Annotated in this window: 26 protein-coding genes and 2 pseudogenes; 4 read left to right on the forward strand and 24 right to left on the reverse strand. The window is 71.9% G+C overall.

What is annotated here, in order from left to right:
* Window position 1: 1 nt before the first annotated feature.
* From AMETH_RS42100 to AMETH_RS17705, 14 genes and pseudogenes are all read right to left on the reverse strand, one after another.
* On the reverse strand, window positions 2-376 hold the full coding sequence (locus AMETH_RS42100; RefSeq protein WP_323806989.1) for a sterol carrier protein domain-containing protein: 375 nt from the start codon (window positions 374-376) through the stop codon (window positions 2-4).
* A 21-nt stretch (window positions 377-397) separates the two neighbouring features.
* Window positions 398-643: pseudogene (locus AMETH_RS42105) on the reverse strand (GNAT family N-acetyltransferase); the annotation flags it as partial.
* A 227-nt stretch (window positions 644-870) separates the two neighbouring features.
* Window positions 871-1,101: pseudogene (locus AMETH_RS42110) on the reverse strand (GNAT family N-acetyltransferase); the annotation flags it as partial.
* Window positions 1,098-1,400 carry a DUF4333 domain-containing protein gene (locus AMETH_RS17655; protein ID WP_017982446.1) on the reverse strand — a complete coding sequence of 101 codons (303 nt, stop codon included), beginning with the start codon at window positions 1,398-1,400 and terminating at the stop codon, window positions 1,098-1,100. The gene AMETH_RS17655 and the pseudogene AMETH_RS42110, both read right to left, overlap by 4 nt.
* 70 nt (window positions 1,401-1,470) lie before the next feature.
* Window positions 1,471-2,670, reverse strand: a complete 1,200-nt coding sequence (locus tag AMETH_RS17660; RefSeq protein ID WP_017982447.1) for a GNAT family N-acetyltransferase — start codon at window positions 2,668-2,670, stop codon at window positions 1,471-1,473.
* A 40-nt stretch (window positions 2,671-2,710) separates the two neighbouring features.
* The gene (locus tag AMETH_RS17665; protein ID WP_017982448.1) at window positions 2,711-3,343 is read right to left on the reverse strand and encodes a DUF4333 domain-containing protein; all 633 of its coding nucleotides are present in this window, start codon (window positions 3,341-3,343) and stop codon (window positions 2,711-2,713) included.
* A 64-nt stretch (window positions 3,344-3,407) separates the two neighbouring features.
* Window positions 3,408-6,158 (reverse strand): DEAD/DEAH box helicase, encoded by a 2,751-nt coding sequence (locus tag AMETH_RS17670; protein WP_026153126.1) that lies wholly within the window; start codon window positions 6,156-6,158, stop codon window positions 3,408-3,410.
* 46 nt (window positions 6,159-6,204) lie between these two features.
* A complete protein-coding gene (locus AMETH_RS17675) occupies window positions 6,205-7,062 on the reverse strand; it encodes a diacylglycerol/lipid kinase family protein (RefSeq protein WP_017982450.1) in 858 nt (285 codons plus the stop codon).
* A gap of 211 nt (window positions 7,063-7,273) precedes the next feature.
* Window positions 7,274-8,215 (reverse strand): twin-arginine translocase subunit TatC, encoded by a 942-nt coding sequence (gene tatC / locus AMETH_RS17680; RefSeq protein WP_017982451.1) that lies wholly within the window; start codon window positions 8,213-8,215, stop codon window positions 7,274-7,276.
* Window positions 8,216-8,234: 19 nt separating this feature from the next.
* On the reverse strand, window positions 8,235-8,543 hold the full coding sequence (gene tatA, locus AMETH_RS17685; protein ID WP_017982452.1) for a Sec-independent protein translocase subunit TatA: 309 nt from the start codon (window positions 8,541-8,543) through the stop codon (window positions 8,235-8,237).
* On the reverse strand, window positions 8,543-8,788 hold the full coding sequence (locus tag AMETH_RS17690; RefSeq protein WP_017982453.1) for a bacteriophage holin: 246 nt from the start codon (window positions 8,786-8,788) through the stop codon (window positions 8,543-8,545). The genes tatA and AMETH_RS17690 overlap by 1 nt, the downstream gene beginning before the upstream one ends.
* A 9-nt stretch (window positions 8,789-8,797) precedes the next feature.
* A complete protein-coding gene (locus AMETH_RS17695; protein ID WP_017982454.1) occupies window positions 8,798-9,778 on the reverse strand; it encodes a helix-turn-helix transcriptional regulator in 981 nt (326 codons plus the stop codon).
* Window positions 9,775-10,755, reverse strand: a complete 981-nt coding sequence (locus AMETH_RS17700; protein WP_026153127.1) for a helix-turn-helix transcriptional regulator — start codon at window positions 10,753-10,755, stop codon at window positions 9,775-9,777. Before AMETH_RS17700 ends, AMETH_RS17695 begins: the two co-directional genes overlap by 4 nt.
* 144 nt (window positions 10,756-10,899) lie before the next feature.
* Window positions 10,900-11,583: a TetR/AcrR family transcriptional regulator gene (locus AMETH_RS17705; protein ID WP_026153128.1), complete on the reverse strand. Its 684-nt coding sequence runs from the start codon at window positions 11,581-11,583 to the stop codon at window positions 10,900-10,902.
* 81 nt (window positions 11,584-11,664) lie between these two features.
* On the opposite strand from AMETH_RS17705, the gene AMETH_RS17710 reads away from it, so the two are divergent.
* The gene (locus AMETH_RS17710; RefSeq protein WP_017982457.1) at window positions 11,665-13,839 is read left to right on the forward strand and encodes an MMPL family transporter; all 2,175 of its coding nucleotides are present in this window, start codon (window positions 11,665-11,667) and stop codon (window positions 13,837-13,839) included.
* Here the strand turns inward: AMETH_RS17710 and AMETH_RS17715 are convergent.
* Window positions 13,836-14,609, reverse strand: a complete 774-nt coding sequence (locus AMETH_RS17715; protein WP_017982458.1) for a DUF1684 domain-containing protein — start codon at window positions 14,607-14,609, stop codon at window positions 13,836-13,838. The genes AMETH_RS17710 and AMETH_RS17715 overlap by 4 nt on opposite strands.
* Entirely contained in the window at window positions 14,606-15,964 is a 1,359-nt protein-coding gene (gene pafA, locus AMETH_RS17720; protein WP_017982459.1) for a Pup--protein ligase, read from the reverse strand. Before pafA ends, AMETH_RS17715 begins: the two co-directional genes overlap by 4 nt.
* Before the next feature lie 181 nt (window positions 15,965-16,145).
* Here pafA and AMETH_RS17725 point away from each other — a divergent pair, with 181 nt between their 5' ends.
* Window positions 16,146-16,946: a pentapeptide repeat-containing protein gene (locus tag AMETH_RS17725; protein WP_017982460.1), complete on the forward strand. Its 801-nt coding sequence runs from the start codon at window positions 16,146-16,148 to the stop codon at window positions 16,944-16,946.
* Window positions 16,947-17,343: 397 nt separating this feature from the next.
* Here the strand turns inward: AMETH_RS17725 and prcA are convergent, their stop codons facing one another.
* The 4 genes from prcA to dop all read right to left on the reverse strand — a co-directional run bounded on the left by prcA (window position 17,344) and on the right by dop (window position 20,903).
* Window positions 17,344-18,096 carry a proteasome subunit alpha gene (gene prcA, locus AMETH_RS17730; protein ID WP_017982461.1) on the reverse strand — a complete coding sequence of 251 codons (753 nt, stop codon included), beginning with the start codon at window positions 18,094-18,096 and terminating at the stop codon, window positions 17,344-17,346.
* A 57-nt stretch (window positions 18,097-18,153) separates the two neighbouring features.
* The gene (prcB, locus tag AMETH_RS17735; protein ID WP_017982462.1) at window positions 18,154-19,014 is read right to left on the reverse strand and encodes a proteasome subunit beta; all 861 of its coding nucleotides are present in this window, start codon (window positions 19,012-19,014) and stop codon (window positions 18,154-18,156) included.
* A 121-nt stretch (window positions 19,015-19,135) separates the two neighbouring features.
* Window positions 19,136-19,330 (reverse strand): ubiquitin-like protein Pup, encoded by a 195-nt coding sequence (locus tag AMETH_RS17740; protein WP_017982463.1) that lies wholly within the window; start codon window positions 19,328-19,330, stop codon window positions 19,136-19,138.
* 70 nt (window positions 19,331-19,400) lie between these two features.
* The gene (dop, locus tag AMETH_RS17745) at window positions 19,401-20,903 is read right to left on the reverse strand and encodes a depupylase/deamidase Dop (RefSeq protein WP_017982464.1); all 1,503 of its coding nucleotides are present in this window, start codon (window positions 20,901-20,903) and stop codon (window positions 19,401-19,403) included.
* A 92-nt stretch (window positions 20,904-20,995) separates the two neighbouring features.
* Here dop and AMETH_RS17750 point away from each other — a divergent pair, with 92 nt between their 5' ends.
* Window positions 20,996-21,505, forward strand: coding sequence for an NUDIX hydrolase (locus AMETH_RS17750; protein WP_026153129.1), 510 nt, complete (start codon window positions 20,996-20,998; stop codon window positions 21,503-21,505).
* Between the two features lie 18 nt (window positions 21,506-21,523).
* Here the strand turns inward: AMETH_RS17750 and AMETH_RS17755 are convergent, their stop codons facing one another.
* The 3 genes from AMETH_RS17755 to AMETH_RS17765 form a co-directional block, all read right to left on the reverse strand.
* Window positions 21,524-22,123 carry a hypothetical protein gene (locus tag AMETH_RS17755; RefSeq protein WP_017982466.1) on the reverse strand — a complete coding sequence of 200 codons (600 nt, stop codon included), beginning with the start codon at window positions 22,121-22,123 and terminating at the stop codon, window positions 21,524-21,526.
* 66 nt (window positions 22,124-22,189) lie between these two features.
* A complete protein-coding gene (locus AMETH_RS17760) occupies window positions 22,190-23,020 on the reverse strand; it encodes an aldo/keto reductase (RefSeq protein WP_017982467.1) in 831 nt (276 codons plus the stop codon).
* A 184-nt stretch (window positions 23,021-23,204) separates the two neighbouring features.
* Window positions 23,205-23,546, reverse strand: coding sequence for a hypothetical protein (locus AMETH_RS17765; RefSeq protein ID WP_017982468.1), 342 nt, complete (start codon window positions 23,544-23,546; stop codon window positions 23,205-23,207).
* Between the two features lie 81 nt (window positions 23,547-23,627).
* Between AMETH_RS17765 and AMETH_RS17770 the strand changes: the two genes are divergently transcribed.
* The gene (locus AMETH_RS17770) at window positions 23,628-23,903 is read left to right on the forward strand and encodes a hypothetical protein (protein ID WP_017982469.1); all 276 of its coding nucleotides are present in this window, start codon (window positions 23,628-23,630) and stop codon (window positions 23,901-23,903) included.
* Window positions 23,904-23,959: 56 nt separating this feature from the next.
* On the opposite strand, the gene arc is transcribed toward AMETH_RS17770, so the two are convergent.
* The gene (gene arc, locus AMETH_RS17775; RefSeq protein WP_026153131.1) at window positions 23,960-25,768 is read right to left on the reverse strand and encodes a proteasome ATPase; all 1,809 of its coding nucleotides are present in this window, start codon (window positions 25,766-25,768) and stop codon (window positions 23,960-23,962) included.
* Window positions 25,769-25,833 lie beyond the last annotated feature (65 nt).

Genomic DNA, 25,833 nt, shown 5'->3' on the forward strand with positions numbered 1-25,833 from the left:
GTCAGAACGGGGTGCCGCACCACGGCGGCACCCTGGTGGCGAACAGGCTGTCCGCGTGCGGCACCGCGGCCGGCTCCACCACCTCGAGCCGGCCCGCGGCGGCGAGTGCGCTGGGCAGGCGGTCGCCGAGGTAGAGCATCGCCAGCGTCTCCGGGCCGGTCCGCAGGTCCGCGGCCGCGGTGGTGGGTTCGGCGCCGCCGGGAATGAAGCGGTAGCGGCCGGTGTTGGCGGGCAGCTGCGGGTCGGTCACCTCGACCACCACGGACCCGCCCGGCCCCCACGCGCGGGCGGCGAGCGCGGCCGGCACGTCGAGCAGCCGCAGCCACAGCTGGTCGTGCACGCCGGTCACCGCGCACGCCCGCGGGTCGGTGAGCATCGCGGGGAGCGGGTCGTCCAGCGGCCGCCCGGGGGCGCGGACTTCGGAGACCAGGTCGACCCGCGCCAGGAACCGCCACAGCCCGGCCAGCGCCGCGACGCTCGTCGCGTGCAGGTCGCGGACCGTGAGGGCGGCGCCGAGGTTCGGCTGCTCGAAGGTGCGCGGGTCCTCGGTGCGGTAGAGCACGAAGCCATCGTCGCCGTGCGGTCCGGTGTGGACGGCGACTGGTGCTCGCCGATCAGCCGGTCCCGCGCGTAGGACCACCACACCTCGGGCCGCTCGATCACCCCCGCCCGATGCAGGCCCATCTCCGCGTACAACCGGGGAACCCGCTCCTGCGCCTCGGCCATGCCGAGCAGCCGCACCGTCCCGCCGGGCGGGGCGTCGGCGCGGAAGGCCGCCCGCGTGACGCGCAGGTTCTGGCTCCGGCTGGCCATGCCGTAGCCGAAGCGCCCGTAGATGGTGGCCTCGCTGGCGTGCAGGACGGCCACCACGTCGCCGCGGCGGGCGCAGTCGGCGAGCTGGGCGGCCGTCAGCGCGGTGAGGATGCCGCGGCGGGTGTGGTCCCCGCCCGCGAACGCGCCGAATCGCCGCTCGGCCGGGAACGACGCCGCGCGGCGCGTCCACAGCTCGTCGGTGACGGTGACGTGCAGGGTCCGGCCGAGCAGCTCGAACGCCGCCCGCTCCTCCCCCGCCGCCAGCGGCCGGATGTCGAAGTCGGTCATGGTTCCGGTTGGGAGACCTCGTAGCCGCCCGCCGCGTCCCGCACCGTGATCGTCACCTTCGCCTTCTCGCCCGCGATGTCCACTCTGCACTCGAAGATGCGCCCGGCGACGACGTCCTCACCGGCCGGGCAGGACACCTCGCCGACGCCGCCGATCAGGTAGGACTCGGTGAGCACGCGCCGGACACCGTCCTGCACCTGCGCGGCGTCGAACACCCGCCGCACCGGGGTGAGGCTCGAGTGCGCCTTGTGACCGGTGGCGGTGTGGACGGTGCGGGGCCGGCCGGGGCGCTGTCGCATCCGGACAGCAGGAGCGCGGCGCAGGCGAGCACCACCGTGGTCCGCACCAATCACCCCCGGAACGAGCTTCTCAGAAGTGTGTACCACACCACGCGGGAACGGGCGTGGCGAAGAGCCGGTCGGCCCGCTCCAGCGCCGCCGGATTCGCCGGCTGGATCCGCCCGGCCGCGGCCAGCTGCGAGGGCCGCCACGCGCCGAGGTAGATCATGGCCAGCGCGTCCACCCCGAGCCGCAGGTCGGCGGCGGCCTCGGTGCGGCGGGCGCCGTCCGGGGACACGTGGTAGCGCCGGGAGTTGGCGTCCAGCACGGGGTCGACGACGTCCAGCACCACCGGCTCGCCCTCGTAGGCGCGGGCGGCGAGCGCGGCGGGCACGTCGACCAGCCGCAGCCACAGCTCGTCCCCGCCGCCGGTGTCCGTCACAGCGCGGATGTCGGTGAACAACAGCTCAACCGGCTCGTCCACCGGGCGTTCGCCGGCGCGCAGGGTGTCGACGAGGTCGACGCCGAGCAAGTAGCGCCACAACCCGTTGAACGCCTCGTCGGTGCCGGTGTGCAGGCTGATGACCTCCAGCACCGCCGGGTCGTTCCAGTGCTTGCGTTCGACGCGGTAGACGACGTAACCGTCGGGGCCGTCCTCGCCGTGGTGCACGGCGGTCAGGACCGGGCTGGTGGCCTCGCGGGCGTGCCGTTCCCAGCCCGGCCACCAGTACGGCGGGCGGGTCATCATGCCGGGGCGGGTGTGCGGCAGCGCCGCGTACAGTCCGGGCAGCCGCTCCAGCGCGGTGTCCAGCGGCCACAGCTCGACCTGACCACCGGCCGGGACGTCCGGGCGGAGCACGGCGCGGCGCCGGTCGATCTCGTAGCCGCGGCTGCGCGTGGTGACGCCGTAGCCGAACCGGTTGTAGATGACGCCTTCACTGGCGCGCAGCACGGCGAAGGGCAGGCCGCGGGAGGCGATGTCGGTGAGCTGGGCGCGCATGAGCTCGGTGAGGACACCGCGGCGGGTCCGGTCGGGACGGACACCGACGCCGGTGACCCCCGCTGCCCCGGCGCGGGCGCCGCCGGGCAGGGTGATCTCGGCGTCGAACGAGCGGGCGGTACCGATCAGCTCCGTGTCGAAGGCGCCCAGCGTCCGGCCGGGTTGCTGCGCGCGTTCGACGATCTTCCACGTCTCGTCGGTGGTGGCGGCGACGTGGAGGGTGGACCGGAACAGGTCGACGGCGGCGCGGTGCTCGTCGGGCCGCAGCGTGCGCACGGTGTAGTCACTCACGACGCGATCGTTCCCGACGGTGCGGCCGCACGCCAGCCAATTACCGGGGGTAGGCGACCTCGTAGTTGGCTGCGTCGTCCTTGATCGTCACCGTGACGGTCTTGCCCTGGCCGTTGACGACGGCGGAGCAGTCGAACGTGGCCCCGGACTTGACCTCCTGGTCGGCGGGGCACTGCACGTCGCCGACCTCGGTGAGCTGATAGTTGCCGACCAGGACCTGCTTGACGCCGTCCTGCACCGCGCTCTGGCTCAGCACGGTGGTCTTGAGGAACCCGGGTGCGAAGAACGCGGTGACGCAGAACGCGGCCACCACCACGACCGCCGCGCCCAGCCCGATCAGCAGGCCCTTGCCGCCCTTCTTCGCCGGCTGCTGCTGACCGTAGCCACCCGGCGCGCCGTGCTGCTGCCCCGGGTACCGCTGGGGCGGGTGCTGCCCGGCGTATTGGGGCGCGGCCTGGCCCGGGTGCTGCTGCCCGTACTGGGGTTGTGCGGGCTGGGGTTGTGCGGGCTGGGGTTGTGCGGGCTGGAACTGTCCCGGCTGCGGCTGGCCGTAGCCCGGCGCCTGCCCGTACTGGGGTTGCTGGGCGTACTGCTGCGGCTGGCCGGGTTGCTGCCCGTACCCGGGCTGGCTCCACTGCTGCTGCGGGTCGGTGCCGCCGTAGGGCGTGCTCATGCTGCCTGCCTCCCCTGATCGTCCTCGCTCAGCGCGATCCAACCACAACGCAGGGTGGGCCGCGCTACTCGGCACCCGCCGCGACCACCCCGCGCCGCAGCGCCTTGACGGCCTGCGCGGCGGCGTCGCCGACCGGGTCGGCCTTGCCGAGGACCGTCTTGATCTGGTCGAGCAGGTCGACGACCTGCCGGGACCAGCGCACGAAGTCGCCCGCGGACAGTTCCTGCCCGTTGGCGTCGGCGGCGGTGAGCACCTTTTCGAGGGATTCGCCGCGGGCCCACCGGTACACCGGCCAGGCGAACCCGGCGTCGGGTTCGCGGGTGCGGTCCAGGCGGTGGCGGCGCTCGTCCTCGGCGAGGTCGGTCCAGATCTTCGCGGTCTCCTGCCACGCTTTGGGCACGCCGCCCGCGGGCAGCCGCGGCTCGCCCGGCGAGTCGCGGCGGGCCTCGAACACGAGCGTGGAAACCACGGCGGCCAGCTCGGGCGGGGTCAGGCCTTCCCAGACGCCGTGGCGGATGCACTCGGCGGCCAGCAGGTCGGATTCGCTGTAGAGGCGGGCCAGGCGGGCGCCGTGCTCGGTGACGCGGTCTTCGCCCTCGGCGAGGTAGCCGCGTTCGGCCAGCAGCGCCCTGATCCGGTCGAACGCCCGCGCCAGCGAGTGGGTGGTGGCGGCGACGCGCCGTTCCAGCTGCTCGGTTTCCCCGGCGAGCCGGTGGTAGCGCTCGACCCAGCGGATGTTGGCCTCGCGTTCGGCGAGCCCGTGGCAGGGGTGGGCGCGCAGGGCGCGGCGCAGCGCGGCCAGCTCACCGTCCTCATTGGCCCCCGACCGCCGTTTCTGGCGGCCGGGCAGGGAAATCCCGGAGTCGCGCAGGTGCGAGGCGATGTCGCGGCGAGTCTTGGGCGAGCGCAGTTCGACGTGCTTGGGCAGCTTGATCCGGCCCAGCGGCTCCACCGGCGAGGAGAAGTCCGACAGCGACAGCGGTCCGGACCACCGGTCCTCGGTCACCACGACCGGGCGCGGCTCGCGCACGGGGTCCAGACCGGGGTCGATCACCACGGCGAGCCCGGCGCGCCGCCCCGCGGGGACGGCGATGACATCGCCCTTGCGCAGCTTCTCCAGCGACACCGCGGTGTCGGCGCGGCGGGCGGCGGTGTTCTGCCGCGCCAGCGCCTTCTCCCGGTCGGAGATCTTCTTGCGCAGCTGCACGTAGTCGAGCATCGCGTCGAAGTCGCCGCTGACGGCCTCGGCGTAGCCCTTGAGCGCCTCGCGGTTCTTCTCGATGCGGCGGGACAATCCGACGACGGAGCGGTCGGCCTGGAACTGGGCGAAGGACTGTTCCAGCAGCTCGCGGGCCTGTTCGTGGCCGAGCTGGGCGACCAGGTTGATCGCCATGTTGTAGCCGGGCCGGAACGACGACCGCAGCGGGTAGGTGCGGGTCGAGGCCAGCCCGGCGACGGCCTTCGGGTCGACCCCGGGCTGCCACACCACCACGGCGTGGCCCTCGACGTCGATGCCGCGGCGCCCGGCGCGGCCGGTGAGCTGCGTGTACTCGCCCGGGGTGAGGTCGACGTGGGCCTCGCCGTTGTACTTGACGAGCCGTTCGAGCACCACGGTGCGGGCGGGCATGTTGATGCCCAGCGCGAGGGTTTCGGTGGCGAACACGACCTTGACCAGGCCGCGCACGAACAGTTCCTCGACGGTTTCCTTGAACGCGGGCAGCAGCCCGGCGTGGTGCCCGGCGATGCCGTTCTCCAGCGCCTCCCGCCAATCCCAGTAGCCGAGCACGCCCAGGTCGCCCTCGGGCAGGTCCTTGGTGCGCGCATCGACGATGCGGCGCACCTCGGCGGCTTCCTCGGGGGTGTTCAGGCGCAGCCCGGAGCGGGTCACCTGGCTCACGGCGGCGTCGCAGCCGGCGCGGGAGAAGATGAACACGATCGCCGGCAGCAGCCCGGCGGCGTCCAGACGGGTGATCATGTCCACCCGGGACGGCGGCCGGAACCGGGGGCCGCGCGAGTAGGTGCGCCCGCCCCGGCCCCGCCGCAGCGCCGCGGGGGCGTGCATGCGGCCGACCTCTTCCACGCGCCGCAGCAGGCCCGGGTTCATGCGCAGCTCGCCGTCGGAGCCGTCGTCGGCGAACAGGTCGAGCAGCCGGTTGCCGACCATCATGTGCTGCCACAGGGGCACGGGCCGGTGCTCGTCGACCACGACCGTGGTGTCGCCGCGCACGGTGACCAGCCATTCGCCGAACTCCTCGGCGTTGCTGACGGTGGCGGACAGGCCCACGACCCGCACGTACTCGGGCAGGTGCAAGATGACCTCTTCCCACACCGCGCCGCGGAACCGGTCGGCGAGGTAGTGGATCTCGTCCATCACGACGTAGCCGAGGTCGTTGATGGCCGAGGAGCCCGCGTACAGCATGTTGCGCAGGACCTCGGTGGTCATCACGACGATCTGGGCGTTGCCGTTGATCGCGGTGTCCCCGGTGAGCAGGCCGACGGTGTCGGCGCCGTACCGCTGGACGAGGTCGCCGTACTTCTGGTTGGACAGCGCCTTGATGGGCGTGGTGTAGAAGCACTTGCGGCCCTCGGCGAGCGCGAGGTGCACGGCGAACTCGCCGACCACCGTCTTGCCCGCACCGGTCGGCGCGCACACGAGCACGCCGTGGCCGTCCTCCAGCGCGCGGCAGCCGCGGATCTGGAAGTCGTCGAAGCCGAACTCCGCCTCGTCGGCGAAGCGGGTCAGCTGGGGGTACTGGGCGCGGCGCTTGGAGGCCTGGTAGGCCTCGGCCGGCGACACGGAAGGGCGAGGGGCCACCTTGCCAGGGTGTCACATGCGGTGTGCGGGACGCATGCGGTGGGTGTCAGCCCAGGACGGTGAGCGCGCCGCGGGCGCAGCGGGCGGTGACCACGCCGCCAGGAAGCATCTCGCCGTCGGCGCAGAGGGGCCAGCCGGTGGCCTCGATCCGCACCTCGCGGGCGCGCAGGGTGCGCACCGCGGGGTGGCGTAGGTGCCGGCCGTGGCGCAGGCCGGGCATGATCCGCAGCAGGTCGGCGCGGGTGGCGTGGCCGACGACCGTGATGTCGAAGAACCCGTCGGCGGGGTCGGCGTGCGGGCAGATCCGCATGCCGGCGCCGTAGTAGGGGGTGTTGCCGACGGCGACGAGGGTGGCGTCGAGGTGATGGAGTGCACCGTCGGTGGTGAGGGTGACCGTGCGGGCCCGGAACGCGGCGAGTTCGGCGAGCACGGCGACGTCGTAGCGGCGCGGCCCGCCCGGCCAGCGCAGGCGGGCGGCGCGGGCGTTGACGGCGGCGTCGAAGCCGGTGCACAGAACGGTGGCGAACCAGGCGCCGTCGAGGTGGCCGAGGTCGACGGCGCGGTGGCGGCGTTCGTGCAGGGCGGTCACGACGGCGTCGGCGGCCTGGAGCGGGTCGAGGGGGATGCCGAGCCCGCGGGCGAGGTCGTTGCCGGTGCCGGCGGGGATGATCCCGAGCGGGGTGCCGGTGGCGGCGCAGTACTGGACGGCGTGGTGCACGGCGCCGTCGCCGCCGAGGACGACCAGCGCGTCGAGCCCGCCCGGGAGGCTGTCCGGGGCGGCCGTGCCGAGCAGCTCCAGCCGGTCAACCCCGGCACGCAGACGAGCAGCCACGGTGCCGGCGATCCTGGCCGCCGCACCGCGGCCGGTGTCGGGGTGGACGGCCAGGGCCGCACGGATACCCATAGGTCGGATCGGCCTGCCTAGACCGGCTTGCCCGAGCGGCGACGCTTGCACGACGCACACGACTCGCACCGCCGCGGGTTCTCAGGCGGCCTCTCGCGAGGACAGCGCCGACGTGGTGAATCGGCATTCATGAGGAGGCGATCCCACAGCGAGAAGTCGTCTGAAGTTCCGCCACTGGCACCGCCACGCAAGCCATTTCAGTTCGATTCGGCTAGGTAACGTCCTCGGTCTTGGGCTTGGCCGGGGTTTCGTCGATGCTGCTGGGGGTGTAGTCGAACGGCGCGGCCTCGTCGTCGGACAGGCCCGCCCACTCCTCGCTCTCGCTGCCGCGGTACTTGCGCTTGTCGTGCACCCGCGCGATCTGGATAGCGAGCTCGGCGAGCACGGTCAGCGCGCCGGCCAGGGCGATCATCGAGAACGGGTCCGACCCGGGCGTGGCGAACGCGGCGAAGACGAACACCAGGAAGATGATCCCCCGGCGCCACTTCTTCAGCTGGGCGTACTTGAGCACGCCCACGAAGTTCAGCATCACCAGCAGCAGCGGCAGCTCGAAGCTGACCCCGAAGATGATCAGCAGCGACAGCACGAACGAGATGTACTTGTCGCCGGTGAGGCCGGTGATGAAGAAGTCACTGCCGAAGCCCATCAGCAGCTGCAGGGCGTGCGGGATGAGCAGGTAGGCCAGGACGGCGCCACCGGCGAACAGCACGCTCGCGCAGCCGACGAAGGTGAGCGCGTACTTGCGCTCCTTGGTGTACAGGCCGGGGGCGATGAACGCCCACAGCTGGTACAGCCACAGCGGGGAGGTCAGCACCGCGCCCCCGGCGAGACCGACCTTCAGCTGGATCATGAACGCCTCGAACGGCACCGTCTGCAGCAGGTAGCAGCCCTCGGTGCTGCCGAGCCGCCGGTCGGCCGGGATGGCGCAGTACGGGTCGTTGATGATCGACCCGAGCGACGGGACCGGACCCATCCTGGTGTTGAACCAGATGAAGCCGAAGATCCCGCCGGCGAGCACGGCGAGCAGGGCCCAGCCCAGCCGGCGCCGGAACTCGTAGATGTGCTCGATGAGCGTCATCGTGCCGTCGGGGTTGAGCCGGCGGCTGCGCTTGCGCCGCCGGTCCCTCCGGCTCTTGGGGGCGGAGTCCGCCACGACAGGCTCCGTCCTCGCCTCAGCTGGCGTGCTTGTGAGCCTGGTCGGCCTTGGCCGCCGCCTGCTGCCGCTTCAGCTCGTCGAGCTGCTTCTGCAGCTGCGCGACCTGGTCGTCGGCCGCGGAAGGCGTCGTCTCGGAGGACGCGATCTGCTTCTTCTCGGGCTCCTCGGCCTTGCCGTCCTCACGGAGGTCCTTGGTCTCGGCCTTGAAGATCTTCATGGACTTGCCGATGGACCGCGCGGCATCCGGCAGGCGCTTCGCGCCGAACAGCAGGACCACGACGAGCACCAGGATGATCAAGTGCCACGGCTGCAACCCGTTCAGCATCAGTGGCCTCCTTCCTTGCTAGTGACCAACTCTACTTGCTCAGGGGCGGGACGCCGCCGTTGCTCGAGCGCGACGCGCAGGCCGGCAGTCCGGGCCTTCAACAGCCCGGTGCGGTCGGTGACACTCGCCGTAACCATGCTCGATGCCTTGCGGAAGCGGCGCAAGACCCCGAATGTCCGGATCAGGACAAGAATCAGAGCCAGGAGGCCCGCGGCGGCGAGCAGAATGCTCGGCAGGTACGACACGGCGTCACCCTACTGGCCCAAGGTGGCCGGGAGGTGACGTGCCCTTTCCAGCGCGGCGGCGGCCCGGCTACGGACGGCTTCGGCCAGCTCGGGCGGGCTTTCCACGCGCGCGTCGCCGCCCAGTCCGAGCACCAGCCGCACCATCCACGACTCGTCGCCATAGCGCATCCGCACCCGCAGCCGCCCGCCGTCGAGCTCGGCCAGCTCCTCGCACGGGTAGTACTCGGCGACCCAGCGCGCGTCCGGCTCCAGCACCAGCTGCGCCTCCGGCTGGCCGGGACGGGCGCGGAACACGCCGTCGGAGATGTCGGTGGGCCGCGCGGTCGGGGGCGGCGCGGCACGCTCCTCCAGGACCTCGACCTCGTCGATGCGGTCCAGCCGGAACAGCCGGACGCCCTCGGCGCGGCGGCACCAGGCCTCCAGGTATCCGACGGCCTGCACGATCAGCAGCCGCATCGGGTCGACGGTGCGCTCGGTGATCTGGTCGCGGGAGGCGGTGTAGTAGCGGATCCGCAGCGCCCGCCCGGCGCGCAGCGCGTTCTGCACGACGCGGCGGGTGGCGGCGGTCTTCGCACCTTCCCGCACGGCGAGCCCGACCACGACCCCGGAGGGCTGGGCCTGCCCGGCGGCGGCTTCGATCTTGGCGATGGCGCGGTGCACCGCGTCGGTGTCGACCACGCCGGGGGTCTCGGCGACCGCGCGGAGCGCGACCAGCAGCGCGGTGGCCTCCCCGCCGGTCAGGCGCAGCGGCCGGTTCATGCCCGCGTCGAAGGTGACCGTCACAGTGTCGCCCTCGAAGGACAGGTCGATCAGGTCGCCCGGGCCGTAGCCGGGCAGCCCGCACATCCACAGCAGCTCCAGGTCGCGGCGCAGCTGGCGGGCGGTGACGCCGAAGTCGCGCGCCGCGTCCTCGATGCGGATGCCCGGGCGGGCGAGCAGGTAGGGCACGAGCGCGAGGAGCCGGGGCATCCGGTCGGTGGAGCCGCTCATCGGCGCACCTCGTGGTGGAGCACGGACTCCAGGCGGCCGCGCACCGCCTTGGCCAGCACGTCCGGTTCGAGCACCAGCACGTCCGGCCCGTGCCCGGCGATCCAGTCCGCGGCGCTCTCCGGGAAGTACAGGTCGATCTCGGCGAGGTCGCCCTCGACGCCGTCGACGGTGAGCCGCCCGGTGAGGCGGGCCCGGCGGCGCACACCGGCGGCGCGCTGGTCGGCGATCCACAGCCTGGCGGTGGTGACGGGCGAGGGATCGGGGTCGCCGGTGCCCGCGATCAGTTCCAGCAGGTTGACGTCGTCCGGGCGCTGCACCTCCCCCGGACGGCCCACGGCGCGCACGTCGCCGACGATGCGCGAGAGCCGGAAGCACCGCGGCGCGCCGCGGTCCCGGTCGTGGCCCACGACGTACCAGCGGGCGCGCCAGGACACCACACCCCACGGTTCGAGGGTGCGGGTGAGGCGTTCCGCCGAGCCGGAGCGGCGGTAGGAGAACTGGACTGCCTGGCGGGCCTGCACGGCGGCGACCAGCGGCGTGAAGGCGGGCTCGGCGCGGACGCGGGACTCCACGACCGGCGGCTCGGTGTGGTCGACGTCGACCCCGGCGGCACGCAGCTTGACCAGCGCGCCCTGGGCCTGCCCGGTCATCTCGGGCGAGTCCCAGAGCCGGACGGCGAGCCCGACGGCCGCGGCCTCGTCCGGGGCCAGCTCGATCTCGCCGAGCTCGTAGTCGCGGCGGGCGATGCGGTAGCCGTCGGCCGGGTCGAAGGCCGAGTTGCGGCCGGTCTCCAGCGGGATCCCCAGTTCACGCAGCTCGGTCTTGTCCCGTTCGAACATGCGGGAGAAGGCCTCGTCGCTCGCGGCGTCGGCGTATCCGGGCACGATCCCGCGGATCCGGTCAGCGGTGAGGTACTGCCGGGTCGACAGCAGAGCGAGCACCAGATTGACCAGGCGCTCGGCGCGGGCGGTGGACACCCGACCACAGTAGCTCGCACTGGTGATCGAGTCGCCGAGGTCCACCCCGGCGCGCCCAGGATCTTCACGAGGTACCCACCCACACCGCGACGAGACGCGGTTTTTCAGTCGCCGAGCACTTGGCCGGGGCAGGCCTGCTCGGGCTCAACCGCCACGGGCGACGCGGCTCAATGTCTTTCTCAGGTGGTCCGGGAGCGCCACCCCGCCGAGGCCCTCGGCGATGATCTCGATCGTGCGCTCCAGCGCGAGTTCGCGGGCCTCGCGCGAGGTGGCCGACAGCGGGCCGTCCAGGTGCAGCATCGCCAGGCCGTGCACGGACGCCCACGCGGCGAACTCGGCCATCGGGCGGCGCCGCGGGGGCAGGTATCCGGCGGCGGCCAGGTCGTCGATGGCGTCGACCAGCTTGCGGAACGGGTTGGACTCCTCGACGTCGGACAGCGGCGGCATCGGCGAGATCCCGCCGGCGAACGCGGTGCGGAACAACCCGGGCTCGGCGAGCGCGAACGTGAAGTACCCGTGCCCGATCGCGGCCAGGCGGCTCAGTCCGCGTTCGGCCGGGTCGTCGGCCGGGTCCAGCCGGTCCAGCGCTTCGTTCATCGCCGCGGTCAGCAGTTCCATCGCCCGCGTCTTGACCGCCTCCAGCAGCTCCTCGTGCCCGGCGAAGTGCCGGTAGGCGGCGGTCGGGGTGACGCCGACGGCCCGCGCGGCTGCCCGGATGGTCACCGAAGATGGACCGCCGGCCTGGGCGAGTTCGGCGGCGGCGTGGATGAGGGCATTGCGGAGGTCGCCGTGGTGGTAGCCGGTTCGAACGGGCGCTGAGGAGCTCACAGCCCGATGTTGACACCCGTGCACATCGGTGGCAAGTTGACGGGTGCCAAGTTTGCGCCCGTCAACATTCGAGGGGATCCCATGTTCGCTCGGCTCGGCCGGTTCGCCGCCGACCACGCACGGCTCGTCCTCGTCGTCGCCGGCGTCCTCCTCGCCGGCGCCGCTGTCCTCGGCATGACCGCGTTCGGCAAGCTCCAGTCGCAGGGGTTCGACGACCCCGGCTCCGACTCCAGCCGCGCCACAGCCCTCGCCGAACAGCACTTCGGCGGCGAGGACAACCTGCTGTTCCTCGTCCAGGCGCGCGACGGCACCGTCGACGACCCCGCCACTCGCGCCGCGGGCGCCGCCCTGACCGAACGCCTCGCCGCGGATCCGGCCCTGGAATCGGTCACCTCCTACTGGGCGACCGGCGCCCCGCCGCTGCGCGCCGACGACAGTCGCTCCGCGCTGATCGTCACCCAGCCCGCCGACACCTCCGCCGACGCGGTCAAGGCCATCGTGGACCGCTACCAGGGCGAGGACGGCCTGGTCACGGTCACCGCGGGCGGCGGCGCGGTCGTCGGCCTCGACATCAACGACCAGGTCAGCCGCGACCTGCTGGTCGCCGAGATGATCGCGGTGCCGATCATCCTCGTTCTGCTGTTCCTCGTCTTCGGCGGCGTCATCGCCGCCCTGCTGCCCCTGGTCGTCGGCGGTATCGCGGTGCTGGGCACGTTCGCCGAACTGTCGGTGTTCGGCTCGCTGACCGACGTGTCGGTGTTCGCGATCAACCTGACCACCGCGCTCGGGCTCGGCCTCGGCATCGACTACGCCCTGCTCATGGTCAGCCGGTTCCGGGAGGAACTCGCCACCGGCGCCGACACCCACACCGCCGTGATCCGCACCGTCGCCAGCGCCGGGCGCACGATCAGCTTCAGCGCCGCCACCGTCGCCGTCGCACTCGCCGCGCTGCTGCTGTTCCCCCAGTACTTCCTGCGCTCCTACGCCTACGCCGGCATCGGCGTCATCGTGATCGCCATGCTCGCCGCGGTGGTCGTGCTGCCCGCGCTGCTGACCGTCCTCGGGCCGCGGGTGAACGCCGCCCGCCTGCCCTGGGCCCGCGGCCGCACCCCGAGCACGGTATCCGCGTTCTGGGGCCGGGTCGCCGCCTTCGCGATGAAACGGCCCGCGCTGGCCGTCGTCCCGGTGCTCGTCGTGCTCGTCGCGGCCGCCACTCCCCTGCTCGGCGTCCAGTTCGGCACCCCGGACGAACGAGTCCTGCCGGACACCGCGTCCAGCCGCGTCGTCGGCGACGAGCTGCGCGCGCACTACCCGGCCAACGACAGCCGCGCCATCGAGGTCGTCGCGCTCGGCACACCCGACGCGGCCACGATCGCCGGCTACGCCGGCCGGCTGTCCGAACTGGACGGCGCCGCCCACGTGTCCTCCAGCGCGGGCGGCTTCAGCCAGGGACGGGCCGACGGCCCCGCGAACCCGGCGCTCGGGACGCCCACCGCGCAGAAGCTGTCCGTCGTCACCGCCGCCGACTCCCGCTCCGCCGAAGCCGAAACCGTCGTCGCCGAGGTCCGCGCACTGCCCGCGCCGCCCGGGCTGGACGTCGCGGTCGGCGGCGACGCGGCCGCGCTGGTGGACAGCAAGGACGCGATCGGCAGCAGGCTCCCCGTCGCGGCCGGCCTGATCGCCGTCACCACGTTCATCCTGCTGTTCTTGTTCACCGGCAGCGTGCTGCAGCCGCTGCGGGCGCTGTTGTTCAACCTGCTCAGCCTGTCCGCCACGATGGGCATGATGGTGCTGGTCTTCCAGCAGGGCTTCGCCGCCGGGTTCCTCGGCTTCACCCCGCTGCCGCTGGACACCAGCATGCTGATGCTGTTGTTCTGCATCGCGTTCGGGCTGTCCATGGACTACGAGGTGTTCGTCGTCAGCCGCATCAAGGAAGCCCACGACCACGGGCTCGGCCCGCGCGAAGCGGTCGTGCACGGACTGTCCCGCACCGGGCGCATCGTCTCGGCCGCCGCGCTGCTGCTCGCGGTCAGCGTGTTCGCCTTCGGCACCAGCGGCGTGAGCTTCATCCAGATGTTCGGGATCGGCACCGGCCTGGCGATCCTCATCGACGCGACCCTCGTGCGTGGCGTCCTGCTGCCCGCGGGCATGCGGCTGCTCGGCCGCTACGCCTGGTGGGCACCGGAACCGCTACGCCGCCTGCACGAGCGGATCGGCGTCAGCGAGTCGGCGAAACAACCCGCCGCGGCGCGTTAACGGCGCTCCCACGGGATCTGCTCGCCCGCCTCCACCGGGAACGGCAACCGGTTCTCCGGTGGGGGCAGCGGGCACGTCGCGAGGTCGATGAACGCGCACGGCAGGTTCACGGCCCGGTTGAAGTCCAGTTCCACCCGCCCGTCCGCGTCCGGCCCGGCGACCGCCAGGCTGCGGTTCGCGGCGTACGTCGTCACACCGGACGTCGCGTCCGTGAACAGCACCGAGAACGCCGCGCCGCCCTTGCCGTTGAACGCGGTCAGTGCGAACTCCTCGCCGCGGTAGGCGAACCGCAGCACGCCAGGTGAGAAGTACACATGCGACAGTCCTTCCACGACCGCCCCGACGGTCACCGGCCGCGGCTCGTCGTACGGCTCGAACCGGCCGGGCAGCACCCACGCCGGATCCGGCTCGTACGCCGGCACCCCGCGGAACGCCGCCCGCACCGGCGCCGCCAGGTCCCGCAACCGCAGCAGGTACCCGCTGCGCCGCGCCACCTCGACGACCCGGTCACCGGCCTTGACCATCTCACCCGGCCCGCTGTTGACCAGCTCGAACCGCGTCGTGCCGGACACCCCGAACTCCTCGTCCGGATCCACCACCACGACCGCGGCGTCACCATCCTCGCGCCACGTGCCCGGGATGCCGTCGAACCGCTGCGGCTCGGGCGTCAGCCAGTGCCGCGCTGTGATGCTCAGCCACCCGTGCGGCTCCGCGAGCGCACGCTCCCGCTCGGCGTGCCAGGACCGCCACGCCTGCTCGAACCCGCTCACAGCGAGCTGATCAGCCGGTCGACGCGCTCGTCCACGGCGCGGAACGGGTCCTTGCACAACACGGTCCGCTGCGCCTGGTCGTTGAGCTTGAGGTGCACCCAGTCGACCGTGAAGTCCCGACCGGCGGCCTGCGCGGCGGCGATGAAATCGCCCCGCAGCTTCGCCCGCGTGGTCTGCGGCGGCGTGTCCTTGGCCACCTCGATCTCCCCGTCGTCGGTGATCCGCCGCACCAGACCCTTGCGCTGCAACAGGTCGAACAGGCCCCGCCCGCGCCGGATGTCGTGGTAGGCCAGGTCCAGCTGCGCCACCCGCGGGCTGGACAGGTCCAGGTTGTGCTTCGCCCGGTACCGCTCCACCAGCCGGTGCTTGATCGCCCAGTCGATCTCGGTGTCGATCTTGCTGAAGTCCTGCTGCTCCACCGCGTCCAGCGCGCGGCCCCACAGCTCCACCACCCGCTGCGCCGTCGGGCCCGAATCGTTGGCCTGCACGTGCTGCACCGCGCGCCCGTAGTACTCGCGCTGGATGTCCAGCGCCGAGGCCTCCCGCCCGCCTGCCAGCCGCACCGGGCGCCGCCCCGTCAGGTCGTGGCTGATCTCCCGGATCGCCCGGATCGGGTTGTCCAGTGTGAAGTCCCGGAACTGCACACCCTGCTCGATCATCTCGAGCACCAGGTTCGCCGTGCCGATCTTCAGCAGCGTGGTCGGCTCCGCCATGTTCGAGTCACCCACGATGACGTGCAGCCGCCGGTACCGCTCGGCGTCGGCGTGCGGCTCGTCCCGCGTGTTGATGATCGGCCGCGACCGGGTCGTGGCGCTGGAGACGCCCTCCCAGATGTGCTCGGCCCGCTGCGACAGGCAGTACACCGCGCCCCGCGGCGTCTGCAGAACCTTGCCCGCGCCGCAGATCAGCTGACGGGTCACCAGGAACGGCAGCAGCACGTCGGCGATCCGCGAGAACTCACCCGCGCGCGTCACCAGGTAGTTCTCGTGACAGCCGTAGGAGTTGCCCGCCGAGTCGGTGTTGTTCTTGAACAGGAAGATGTCCCCGCCGATGCCCTCGTCGGCCAGCCGCCGCTCCGCGTCGACCAGCAGGTCCTCGAGGATCCGCTCACCGGCCTTGTCGTGCGTGACGAGCTGCACCAGGTCGTCGCACTCGGCCGTCGCGTACTCGGGGTGCGATCCCACGTCCAGGTAGAGCCGGGAGCCGTTTGACAGGAAGACGTTGGACGAGCGCCCCCACGACACGACCCGCCGGAACAGGTAACGCGCCACCTCATCGGGCGAGAGCCGGCGCTGCCCGTGGAACGTGCAGGTGACGCCGAACTCGGTCTCGATGCCAAAAATCCGCCGCTGCATCTCTCAATGCTAGGCGCTTTTGGCCCCGGCGCGGTGCGCCGTTCGGGCGGCGACACGCCGAGCGAGCGTCGCACCACGCACCGGATCACCCGGGACACCGCTGTCACCAGGGGTTTCCCACGTTGTGGCCCGGGCCACCCGATAGAGTCGTTCCGGACTGCGACAGGGGTGATCCGAAACCGTGACCGGCAACGCGGCGCTGCGAGCCGACTGCGCGAACTGCTTCGGCCTGTGCTGCGTGGCGCTGCCCTTCGCCGCCTCCGCCGACTTCGCCGTGGACAAGGACGCGGGCACCCCGTGCCGCAACCTGCTCGGCGACTTCCGCTGCGGCATCCACGCCCGCCTGCGCGACGAGGGCTTCACCGGCTGCACCGTCTTCGACTGCTTCGGCGCCGGGCAGCGCATCTCCCAGGAGACCTTCGGCGGCCGCGACTGGCGCCGGGCACCGGAAACCCGCGAGGCCATGTTCGCCGCCTTCCCGGTGATGCGGCAACTGCACGAACTGCTCTTCCACCTCACCCAGGCCCTGGCCCTGCCCGCGGCCCGCCCCGTCCACGACGACCTGCGCGCCGCCCTCGAGAAGACCGACCGCATGGCCGGAAGCGATCCCGCCGACCTCGTCCGGCTCGACGTCGCCGGCCACCGCGAACAGGTGAGCGCCCTGCTGCTGCGGGCCAGCGAACTGGTCCGCGGCAAGCGCGGCAAGAACCGCCGCGGAGCCGACCTGATCGGCGCGAACCTGCGTGGCGCCGACCTGCGGGCCGCCAACCTGCGCGGCGCCTACCTCATCGGCGCGAACCTCCGCCGCGCCAACCTGCGCCAGGCCGACCTCATCGGCGCGGACTTCCGCGGGGCCAACCTCGCGGGCGCCGACCTGACCGGCAGCCTCTTCCTCACGCAGGCCCAGGTGAACGCGGCCCAGGGCGACGGCACGACCCGCCTCCCGGAGGGGCTCGACCGGCCCGCCCACTGGCGCCCCTGACGAGCTCCATCGCGCACGGGCGCCGAAGGGCGCGGACCTGCGCCGCCCGCCCGCGATGATCAGTGTGGTCCATTCCGAGGCTGCGTGCCGCCACTGACGATGGTCACGCGGCCCCCGGCAACACCGCGCGGCGCGCCGGAGCCGCCCCCACGCGCCACGCCGCATCGCGGTGGCGCCGGGCAAGCCAGGCCCAACCCGCCCACCGCACCGGGGAAGCCGAGCCCGCGCGGCCGCGATGATCAGTGTCGTCCGCCCCCGGCCGCGGGCCGCATTCACGACGCCCACGCGCTCCCGGGCCGGCCCCGGGCGACACTGCGCGGCAGCCGCCATCGCCCCGCACACCACCCGGAAATGCGAAAGGCCCCCGGACCGAAGTCCGAGGGCCCCGCACCCGAGCTCAGCTCGCCGGCGGCGTCTCACCGTCCGCAGGCTTCTCCTCCGCGTCCCCGGCGGACTCGGCCGGCTGCTCCGGCAGCAACGCGTCCAGCGCGGCGCCCTGGATCCGCCGGAACTTGCGCCCTGGCCGCTCCCGGTCCAGCACCGCGACCTCCAGCTTCAACGGCGCGCTGTCCCCGTTGTTGCTGACCGCGCGCAGCGCGTCAAGCGCGACCTTCAGCGCGTCCCGCAGCTCCAGGCCGTCCTCGTAGATCTCCTTCAGCTTGTTCGCCACCGGCTCCGTCTGGCCACCGGTCACGACGTACCGCGGCTCGTCGAAGATCGAACCGTCGTAGGTCAGCCGGAACAGCTGGTCCTCCTCCGGAACCGACCCCACCTCCGCCACGCACAGCTCCACCTCGTACGGCTTGAGCTGCTCGGTGAAGATGCTGCCCAGCGTCGCCGCGTAGGCGTTCGCCAGCGCACGCGCCGTCACGTCCCGGCGGTCGTACTGGTAACCCTTCAGGTCCGCGTGCCGGATCCCGGCCACCCGCAGGTTCTCGTACTCGCTGTACCGGCCGACCGCCGCGAACCCGATCCGGTCGTAGATCTCGGAGATCTTGTGCAGCGTCGTCGACGGGTTCTCCGCCACGAACAGAACCCCGCTGCGGTACTTCAGCACGACCACGCTTCGGCCGCGCGCGATGCCCTTGCGCGCGAGCTCCGAGCGCTCACGCATCAACTGCTCAGGAGAGGCGTACAGCGGCATCGTCACGGTGAGGCTCCAAGAATGCTCGAAGGGAGGGAAGTTCGGCTACGGCGACCGCGCGGATCAGGTCCGGCCGTGGGTGGCCTGCTCGGCCCGGCCCGCGACGACCGCCTCCGCCACCGCGGCGGCCTGCTCGTCCGGCAGCCGCACCGCGCCACGCTCGGCGGTGATCGTCACCAGCGTCGGGAAGATCCGGCGAACCAGGTCCGGCCCGCCCGTCGCGCTGTCGTCGTCGGCCGCGTCGTACAGCGACTCCACCGCAGTGCGCACCGCGGTCTCCTCGTCGGCCTCCGGGTCGTACAGCTTCTTCAGCGCCGACTTCGCGAACAGCGACCCCGACCCGATCGCGTGGTAGCCCGCGCGCTCCTCGTACCGGCCACCGGTCACGTCGTAGGACACGATCCGCCCGGCGCGCTTCGGGTCGTCGGCCTCGATGTCGTAGCCGACGAACAACGGCAGCGCCGCCAGGCCCGCCATCGCCACGTCCAGGTTGCCCTTGACCATGGTGGCGAGCTTGTTCGTCTTGCCGTCCAGGGACAGCGGAACGCCCTCGATCTTCTCGTAGTGCGCCAGCTCGACCGCGTAGAGCCGCACCAGCTCCAGTGCGATCCCGGCGCTGCCCGCGATGCCCACCGCGGAATAACCGTCGGTGACGTGCACCTTCTCCATGTCCCGCGACGCGATCAGGTTCCCCGACGTCGCCCGCCGGTCACCGGCGATCAGCACGCCACCGGAGAACGACACGGCCACGATCGTGGTGCCGTGCGGCGCGTCCAGCTCACCCGCGCCGGAATTGGGCAGCTGCCGGCGCCCCGGCAGCAGGTCAGGCGCCTGCATGCGGAGGAACTCGGCGAACGACGACGTCGTGCTCGAGAAGAAGGCAGCGGGCAGCGCGGAGCCCGTGGGGCCCGAGGTGTGTTCCATACGTGCTCGTGGTTCCCATCGACGAAGTGTGGCGCTCCCGCGGGCACCACACCCGCGGAAGCGCGACAGCCGGCACTACAAGCTACTCGGTGCGACCACCCTAGTGGCCGCGGTTGAGCGGTTACTCGCCGCCCTTTTGCACGTAGGCGCGTACGAAGTCCTCGGCGTTCTCCTCGAGCACGTCGTCGATCTCGTCCAGGATCGTGTCGACGTCCTCACCCAGCTTCTCGCGGCGTTCCTGGCCGGCCGGGGCGCCACCCTCGACCTCGTCGTCAGAGCCGCCGCCACCGTGCTTCTCGATCTTCTCCTGAGCCATCTCGCCTCCCGGTGAGTCTTGTCCCTAGCCTACCCAGAGACCACGACAATCGGTGGTTTTCCCGCTGCGGTCAGTCGGAACCCGTCAGCGCCTCGACCAGTTCCTCGGCCGTCTCCGACTCGTCCAGCAGCCGCCCGACGTGCGCCTTCGTGCCCCGCAACGGCTCCAGCGTCGGGATCCTGACCAGCGACTCCTTGCCCACGTCGAAAATCACCGAGTCCCACGACGCGGCCGCGATCGACGTCGCGTACTTCTCCAGCGCCCGCCCGCGGAAGTAGGCGCGCGTGTCCTCCGGCGGGTTCGTGATCGCCGCCTGCACCTCCTCCTCGGTGACCAGCCGCTTCATCGAGCCACGCGCCACCAGGCGGTTGTACAGGCCCTTCTGCAGCCGCACGTCCGAGTACTGCAGGTCCACCAGGTGCAGCCGCGGCGCGGCCCACCCCAGGTTGTCCCGCTGCCGGTAACCCTCCAGCAGCCGCAGCTTCGCGGGCCAGTCCAGCCGGTCCGCGCACTCCGCCGGGTCCCGCGCCAGCGCGTCCAGAATCTCGCCCCAGACCCGCAGCACCTCCTTGGACATCGCGTCCCCGCCTGTGCGCTCCAGGTGCGCCGCCGCCAGCTCGTGGTAGGCGAACTGCAGGTCAAGGCCGGTGTACTTGCGGCCGCCCGCCACCGCCACCTTCGTCTTCAGCGTCGGGTCGTGGCTGATCTGGTGCACCGCCCGCACCGGCTCGTCCAGCTTCAGGTCGTCGAACCGCTGACCGGCCTCGATCATGTCCAGCACCAGCGCCGTCGTGCCCAGCTTCAGGTACGTCGAGTACTCGGCCATGTTCGCGTCGCCGATGATGACGTGCAGCCGCCGGTACTTGTCCGCGTCCGCGTGCGGCTCGTCGCGGGTGTTGATGATCCCCCGCTTCAGCGTCGTCTCCAGGCCGACCTCGACCTCGATGTAGTCCGAACGCTGCGACAGCTGGAAGCCGGCCTCCTCGCCCTGCGGACCGATGCCCACCCGGCCCGAGCCGGTGACCACCTGCCGCGACACGAAGAACGGCGTCAGCCCCGCGATCACCGAGGTGAACGGCGTCGACCGGGCCATCAGGTAGTTCTCGTGGGTGCCGTAGCTGGCCCCCTTGCCGTCCACGTTGTTCTTGTACAGCTGCAACACCGGCTGCCCGGGCACGGTGGCCGCCCGCATCGCGGCCTCCTCCATCACCCGCTCGCCCGCCTTGTCCCAGATGACCCCGTCCCGCGGGTTGGTCACCTCGGGCGCCGAGTACTCCGGGTGCGCGTGGTCGACGTAGAGCCGGGCGCCGTTGGTCAGGATGACGTTGGCCGCGCCGAGGTCCTCCACGTCCGGGTCGTGCCCCGGCCCGCCGGGCCCTGCCAGGTCGAACCCGCGGGCGTCGCGCAGCGGCGACTCCACCTCGTAGTCCCACCGCGCGCGGCGCGCCCGCGGGATGTCCGCGGCCGCCGCGTAGGCCAGCACGACCTGCGTCGATGTCAGTACCGGGTTGGCCGTCGCGTCGCCCGGCACGGCGATGCCGTACTCGACTTCGGTTCCCATGATCCGCCGCATGTCCCAAGCCTACGGGTCGCGGGCGGCAACGGTGAGTGGGCCACCGGTTGCGACCAGGTAAAGCACCTGGTTCTGCCATGCTGTCGGGGATGGTGAGCAGTGCTGAGGAAATGGTCGCCCACTACGACGCCGCGGGCGCGGTCGTGGGCCGGGTGCGCCGCGCCGACATTCGCGAACAGGGCCTATGGCACGCCGCGACGCTGGTCCTGGTGCGCTCCGGGGACGGCTCCCGCGTGTACGTGCACCGGCGCTCCCCGGACAAGGACGTCTTCCCCGGGCTGTACGACTGCTGGGCGGGCGGCGTGGTCGCCGCGGGCGAAACCCCCGCCGAGGGCGCGGAACGGGAGCTGGCCGAGGAACTGGGCGTGCGCGGCGTACCCCTGCGACCCCTGTTTACGTTCACGTTCGAGCAGCCGCCACTCCGCTGCCACTACTTCGCCTACCAGGCCCGCTGGGACGGACCGGTCGTGCACCAGCCGGAGGAAATCGTCTCCGGCCGGTGGATGCCCCTGGACGAGCTGCGAACGTGGGCAGACGACCCGGAAAGCCCTTTCGTGCCCGACGGCAGGCACGCGATCCGCGAGTGGTTCCGCCGCACATAGCCCTTTTCCGGCCCGGCGTCAGCTCCGCGGCAGCTTCCCGGCGGCCACCGACGCCAGGCCCTTCACCGCTTCCGCTGCCCTGTTCTGCGTGCTCGCGGTGACCTGCAGGCCGGACAGCACATGCCCGCCGGCCAGCAGCAACGTGCAGGTGGTGCCGTCGCACCAGGCGCGCGCGGCCTCCGCGCCGGCCGGGCGGGTGACCGTCAGGGCCGTGCCGTCGCAGTCGACCTGCGCCAGCACCTCGGCCGCGGTGCGGTCGAGGTAGCCGGTGACCTGCTGCGTCAGCGAGGAACCGCTGTTGTAGAGCCAGGTCGAGCCGCGCGGGTCCCCGGCGGGCACGGCGTCGAAACAGGATCCGTTGGCAGCGCGGGCCGCCGCCTCCCGCACGCCCTCGCCCGACAGGTCGCTCTTGGTGAGCACCGCCGCCGCCACGTCCTCGGCGATGTGGTTCACCGGGGTGAGCTCCGCCGCCTGGCCGACCGAGACGCTCGGCGAGGCCGACGGCGTCGTCACCGGCGTCGTCGCGTCCGCCGGCTTGTCGTAGTAGGTCTCCAGGTCGTTCGGGCGATCCGCGCACCCGGTGAGCCCGGTCAGCACGACCGCGGCCAGGACCACCATCCCTCCATGACGCACGGTGACGTTCCCTTCAGTATGCGTTGTGGGCGCTGAGATTAGTCGAAGCCTTCACTGCCACTGCAGCGAGGATCGCCGATCCCAGTACCGTTCCGGCGGCTCGGCCAGCGGCCGCAGCGCCGCGAGTTCGCCCCGTGGCAGGTCGACGCCGTTGGCAGCGAGATTGGCGGCCAGCTGCTGCGGACTGGACGGGCCGATGAGGACCGTGTCCGCCCACGGCTGGGCCAGCACCGCGGCGATCGCGACGGCGTCCGCGCCGACTCCGTAGCGTCGCGCCAGGCGGGTGATCGCGGGTGGCGGGTTGACCACCAGCCTGCCGTTGGCAAGGGTTTCCTTGACCAGCACCAGGTTCCCCGCCGCGTGCGCCTCCGCGAGCGCGGGACCCGCCGACGGTTCGAGCAGGTTCCAGGTGGACTGCACGGCCGAGAACACCGGCCGCCCGGCCACTTCCAGCTCGAACGCCCGCCGGATCACCTCGGACTGCCGCGGCCCGGAGGTGGAGAACCCGACGCGCACGCCGTCGTCGCTGAGCGCCGCCAGCGCCCGCTGCAGCGCCTCGTCGGTGAACAGCGGGCTGTCCACGGTGAGCGAGTGCACCTGGTAGAGGTTGATGGCGTTGCCGAGCAGCGAGCGGCTTTCGGTCCACTGGCGGGAGAACACGCCCGCCGAGTGCTCCTTCACCTCGTGCATCGTGGCGTCCATGCGCCAGCCGCCGACGTAGGTGTAGCCCCACTTGCTGGAGACGGTGAGGTCCGCGTGGCCGCGTTCGGCGAGCCATCCAGCGAGGAACTCCTCGGCCCGGCCGTAGGAGCGGGCGACGTCGATCCACCGCACACCGGCCGCGTACGCCGCGTCGAGCACCGCAAACGTCGCCTCCCGCATCGTCCGCACGTCCCGCCGGACCGGGAGCTCGCTGCTCCGGCCGAGGTTGATGTAGGCGGGCCGCCCGAGGGCCGCCAGGCCGAGTCCGATTCGCAGGGGAGTGTCCTTTCCGTGCGGGTTTTGTGGGGTGCCCGGGGAGCGGGCCAGCGGTGGTTTTTGGCCAAAAGCCGCCACGTATAGGTCGTTATACGCCTGATGCTCGCTGCCGGAGGATCTCCAGCCACTGCTCGGAGTTCAGCGCCTGCCGGTGCAGCTTCTCCAGCCGCGCCGCAGGCGCCCGCACATAGCCCTTGCCGAAGACCGGCGCGATCTGGCGCAGGCTGGCCCCCTCCTCCCGCGCGGCCAGCAGCACCCAGTCCGAGGCGTCGGCGCAGGCCGCCGACGCGCGCCGCAACTCCCCCAGCAACCGGATCAGCTCCTCCGGCGGGACGGCGTGCGCGCGGACCGCCTGGGCGGTCTCCTCGAGCCAGGCCAGGACGTCGGCCTCGGTGATCGGGGCGCGGATTTCGGCCGCAGGCTCGGTCATGGCGCGCAGTATAGGTCGTTATACGGCCGTCGGGGTACGACACGCCGGGCAACCGGAGCCGTCGCGAAGCGTCTTGACCACGTGCCCGACAAGATCATCCGGCGGCTCCGCGGCGGCGCGGCCGCGGTCGCCGTGACGGTCCTCCTCTCCCCCGTGCACGGCATCGCGGTGTTGGTGTTCCTGCTCTCCGCGCAGCGGTACGACTCCAGCGGACAGGGCGGGCCGTTCCGCAGCTGCGCACCGGACTCGGTGTCCTGCGCCGGGCCGAACGTGCCCCTGATGATCGGGTCCGCGCTGGTCGTGGCCGGCGGCCTGCTGCTCGCCTGCTGGGCGGGGCGGCGCGCGGCGCGCCCCTGACACGGCGGAGGCCGCCGACCCGGACGGATCGGCGGCCTCCCCTGGCTCCCCTGCGGTTACAGGTACTGGCCGGTGTTCGTGGCCGTGTCGATGACGCGGCCGGACTCCTGGTTCTTCCCGGTGACCAGGGTGCGGATGTAGACGATCCGCTCGCCCTTCTTGCCCGAGATCCGGGCCCAGTCGTCCGGGTTGGTGGTGTTGGGCAGGTCCTCGTTCTCCGCGAACTCGTCGACGATCGCGTCGAGCAGGTGCTGCACCCGCAGACCGGGCTGCTTGGTCTCCAGCACCGACTTGATCGCCGCCTTCTTCGCCCGGTCCACGATGTTCTGGATCATCGCGCCCGAGTTGAAGTCGCGGAAGTACAGGACCTCCTTGTCACCGTTGGCGTAGGTGACCTCGAGGAACCGGTTCTCGTCCGTCTCCTCGTACATCCGCTCGACGGTGTTCTGGATCATCGCGTCGATCGTGGCCTGCGCGTCCCCGCCGAACTCGGCGAGGTCGTCGGCGTGGATCGGCAGCCCCGGCGTCAGGTACTTGGAGAAGATGTCCTTCGCGCCCTCGGCGTCCGGCCGCTCGATCTTGATCTTCACGTCCAGCCGGCCCGGCCGCAGGATCGCCGGGTCGATCATGTCCTCGCGGTTGGAGGCGCCGATGACGATGACGTTCTCCAGACCCTCGACACCGTCGATCTCGGCCAGCAGCTGCGGCACGATCGTGGTCTCCACGTCCGACGAGACACCGCTGCCGCGGGTGCGGAAGATCGACTCCATCTCGTCGAAGAACACGATCACGGGCGTGCCGTCGGAGGCCTTCTCCCGAGCCCGCTGGAAGATCAGGCGGATGCTCCGCTCGGTCTCGCCGACGAACTTGTTGAGCAGCTCCGGGCCCTTGATGTTGAGGAAGTAGGACTTGGCGTCCTTCGAATCGCCGTCCCCGCGCGCCTCGGCCACCTTCTTGGCCAGCGAGTTGGCGACCGCCTTCGCGATCAGCGTCTTACCGCAACCGGGCGGGCCGTAGAGCAGGACGCCCTTGGGCGGCCGCAGCTCGTACTCCCGGTAGAGGTCGGCGTGCAGGAACGGGAGTTCCACCGCGTCGCGGATCTGCTCGATCTGCCGCCCGAGACCACCGATGTCCTCGTATCGGACGTCCGGGACCTCCTCCAGCACGAGGTCCTCGACCTCGGCCTTCGGCACCCGCTCGTAGGCGTAGCCCGCCTTCGAGTCCACCAGCAGCGAGTCGCCCGGCTTGAGCGTCTGCGCGGCCAGCGGGTCGGAGAGCCAGACCACCCGCTCCTCGTCGGCGTGACCGACGACGAGAGCGCGGGCGCTGCCGCCCTCCGTGGCCGGCGTCAGGACCTCGCGCAGCGAGCAGACCTCGCCGGTGAGCTCGAAGTCGCCTGCCTCGACGACGGTCAGGGCCTCGTTCAGCCGGAGCGCCTGACCGCGCTGGAGGGAGTCCACCTCCACCGCGGGCGAGACGGACACCCGCATCTTGCGGCCCGCCGTGAACACGTCCACGGTGTTGTCCTCGTACGCCGCGACGAACACGCCGTACCCGCTGGGGGGCTGGGCGAGCCGGTCGACCTCTTCCCGCAGCGCGAGGAGCTGCCCCCGCGCCTCGCGGAGGGTCTCCACGAGCTTGTTGTTCCGCTCCGTGAGCTGGGCGACTCGTTCCGACGCCTCGGCGAGGCGCTGTTCCAGCACACGGTTCTGACGGGGTGATTCGGTTAGTTTCCGCCGCAGCAGAGCCACTTCCTCTTCCAGGAAGCGGACCTGCCGCGCCTGCTCGTCCGGCGTCGTTCCAGCTCCACTGATCTCTGAAGGGTCGGCGTCCTCGTGCCGACCTCCGGGAAGGTCGTGTTGCATGTCGGCACCTCCTCGGAGTGCTTTTAACCCACGGTACCGGCGATCACCGACATGAAAAGCCCTAT

The organism is Amycolatopsis methanolica 239 (assembly GCF_000739085.1).
Lineage (GTDB): Bacteria > Actinomycetota > Actinomycetes > Mycobacteriales > Pseudonocardiaceae > Amycolatopsis_E > Amycolatopsis_E methanolica.

Coding starts and splice junctions, on each gene's coding strand:
- AMETH_RS42100 (WP_323806989.1), bottom strand. CDS start 376: ATGCTCACCGACCCGCGGGCGTGCGCGGTGACCGGCGTGCACGACCAG.
- prcB (WP_017982462.1), bottom strand. CDS start 19,014: ATGGAACACACCTCGGGCCCCACGGGCTCCGCGCTGCCCGCTGCCTTC.
- AMETH_RS17695 (WP_017982454.1), bottom strand. CDS start 9,778: ATGAGCGGCTCCACCGACCGGATGCCCCGGCTCCTCGCGCTCGTGCCC.
- AMETH_RS17765 (WP_017982468.1), bottom strand. CDS start 23,546: ATGACCGAGCCTGCGGCCGAAATCCGCGCCCCGATCACCGAGGCCGAC.
- AMETH_RS17760 (WP_017982467.1), bottom strand. CDS start 23,020: ATGCGGGAGGCGACGTTTGCGGTGCTCGACGCGGCGTACGCGGCCGGT.
- AMETH_RS17740 (WP_017982463.1), bottom strand. CDS start 19,330: ATGGCTCAGGAGAAGATCGAGAAGCACGGTGGCGGCGGCTCTGACGAC.
- AMETH_RS17675 (WP_017982450.1), bottom strand. CDS start 7,062: ATGGGTATCCGTGCGGCCCTGGCCGTCCACCCCGACACCGGCCGCGGT.
- pafA (WP_017982459.1), bottom strand. CDS start 15,964: ATGCAGCGGCGGATTTTTGGCATCGAGACCGAGTTCGGCGTCACCTGC.
- tatA (WP_017982452.1), bottom strand. CDS start 8,543: ATGCTGAACGGGTTGCAGCCGTGGCACTTGATCATCCTGGTGCTCGTC.
- dop (WP_017982464.1), bottom strand. CDS start 20,903: ATGCGGCGGATCATGGGAACCGAAGTCGAGTACGGCATCGCCGTGCCG.
- arc (WP_026153131.1), bottom strand. CDS start 25,768: ATGCAACACGACCTTCCCGGAGGTCGGCACGAGGACGCCGACCCTTCA.
- AMETH_RS17710 (WP_017982457.1), top strand. CDS start 11,665: ATGTTCGCTCGGCTCGGCCGGTTCGCCGCCGACCACGCACGGCTCGTC.
- AMETH_RS17655 (WP_017982446.1), bottom strand. CDS start 1,400: ATGCGACAGCGCCCCGGCCGGCCCCGCACCGTCCACACCGCCACCGGT.
- AMETH_RS17755 (WP_017982466.1), bottom strand. CDS start 22,123: ATGGTGGTCCTGGCCGCGGTCGTGCTGACCGGGCTCACCGGGTGCGCG.
- AMETH_RS17665 (WP_017982448.1), bottom strand. CDS start 3,343: ATGAGCACGCCCTACGGCGGCACCGACCCGCAGCAGCAGTGGAGCCAG.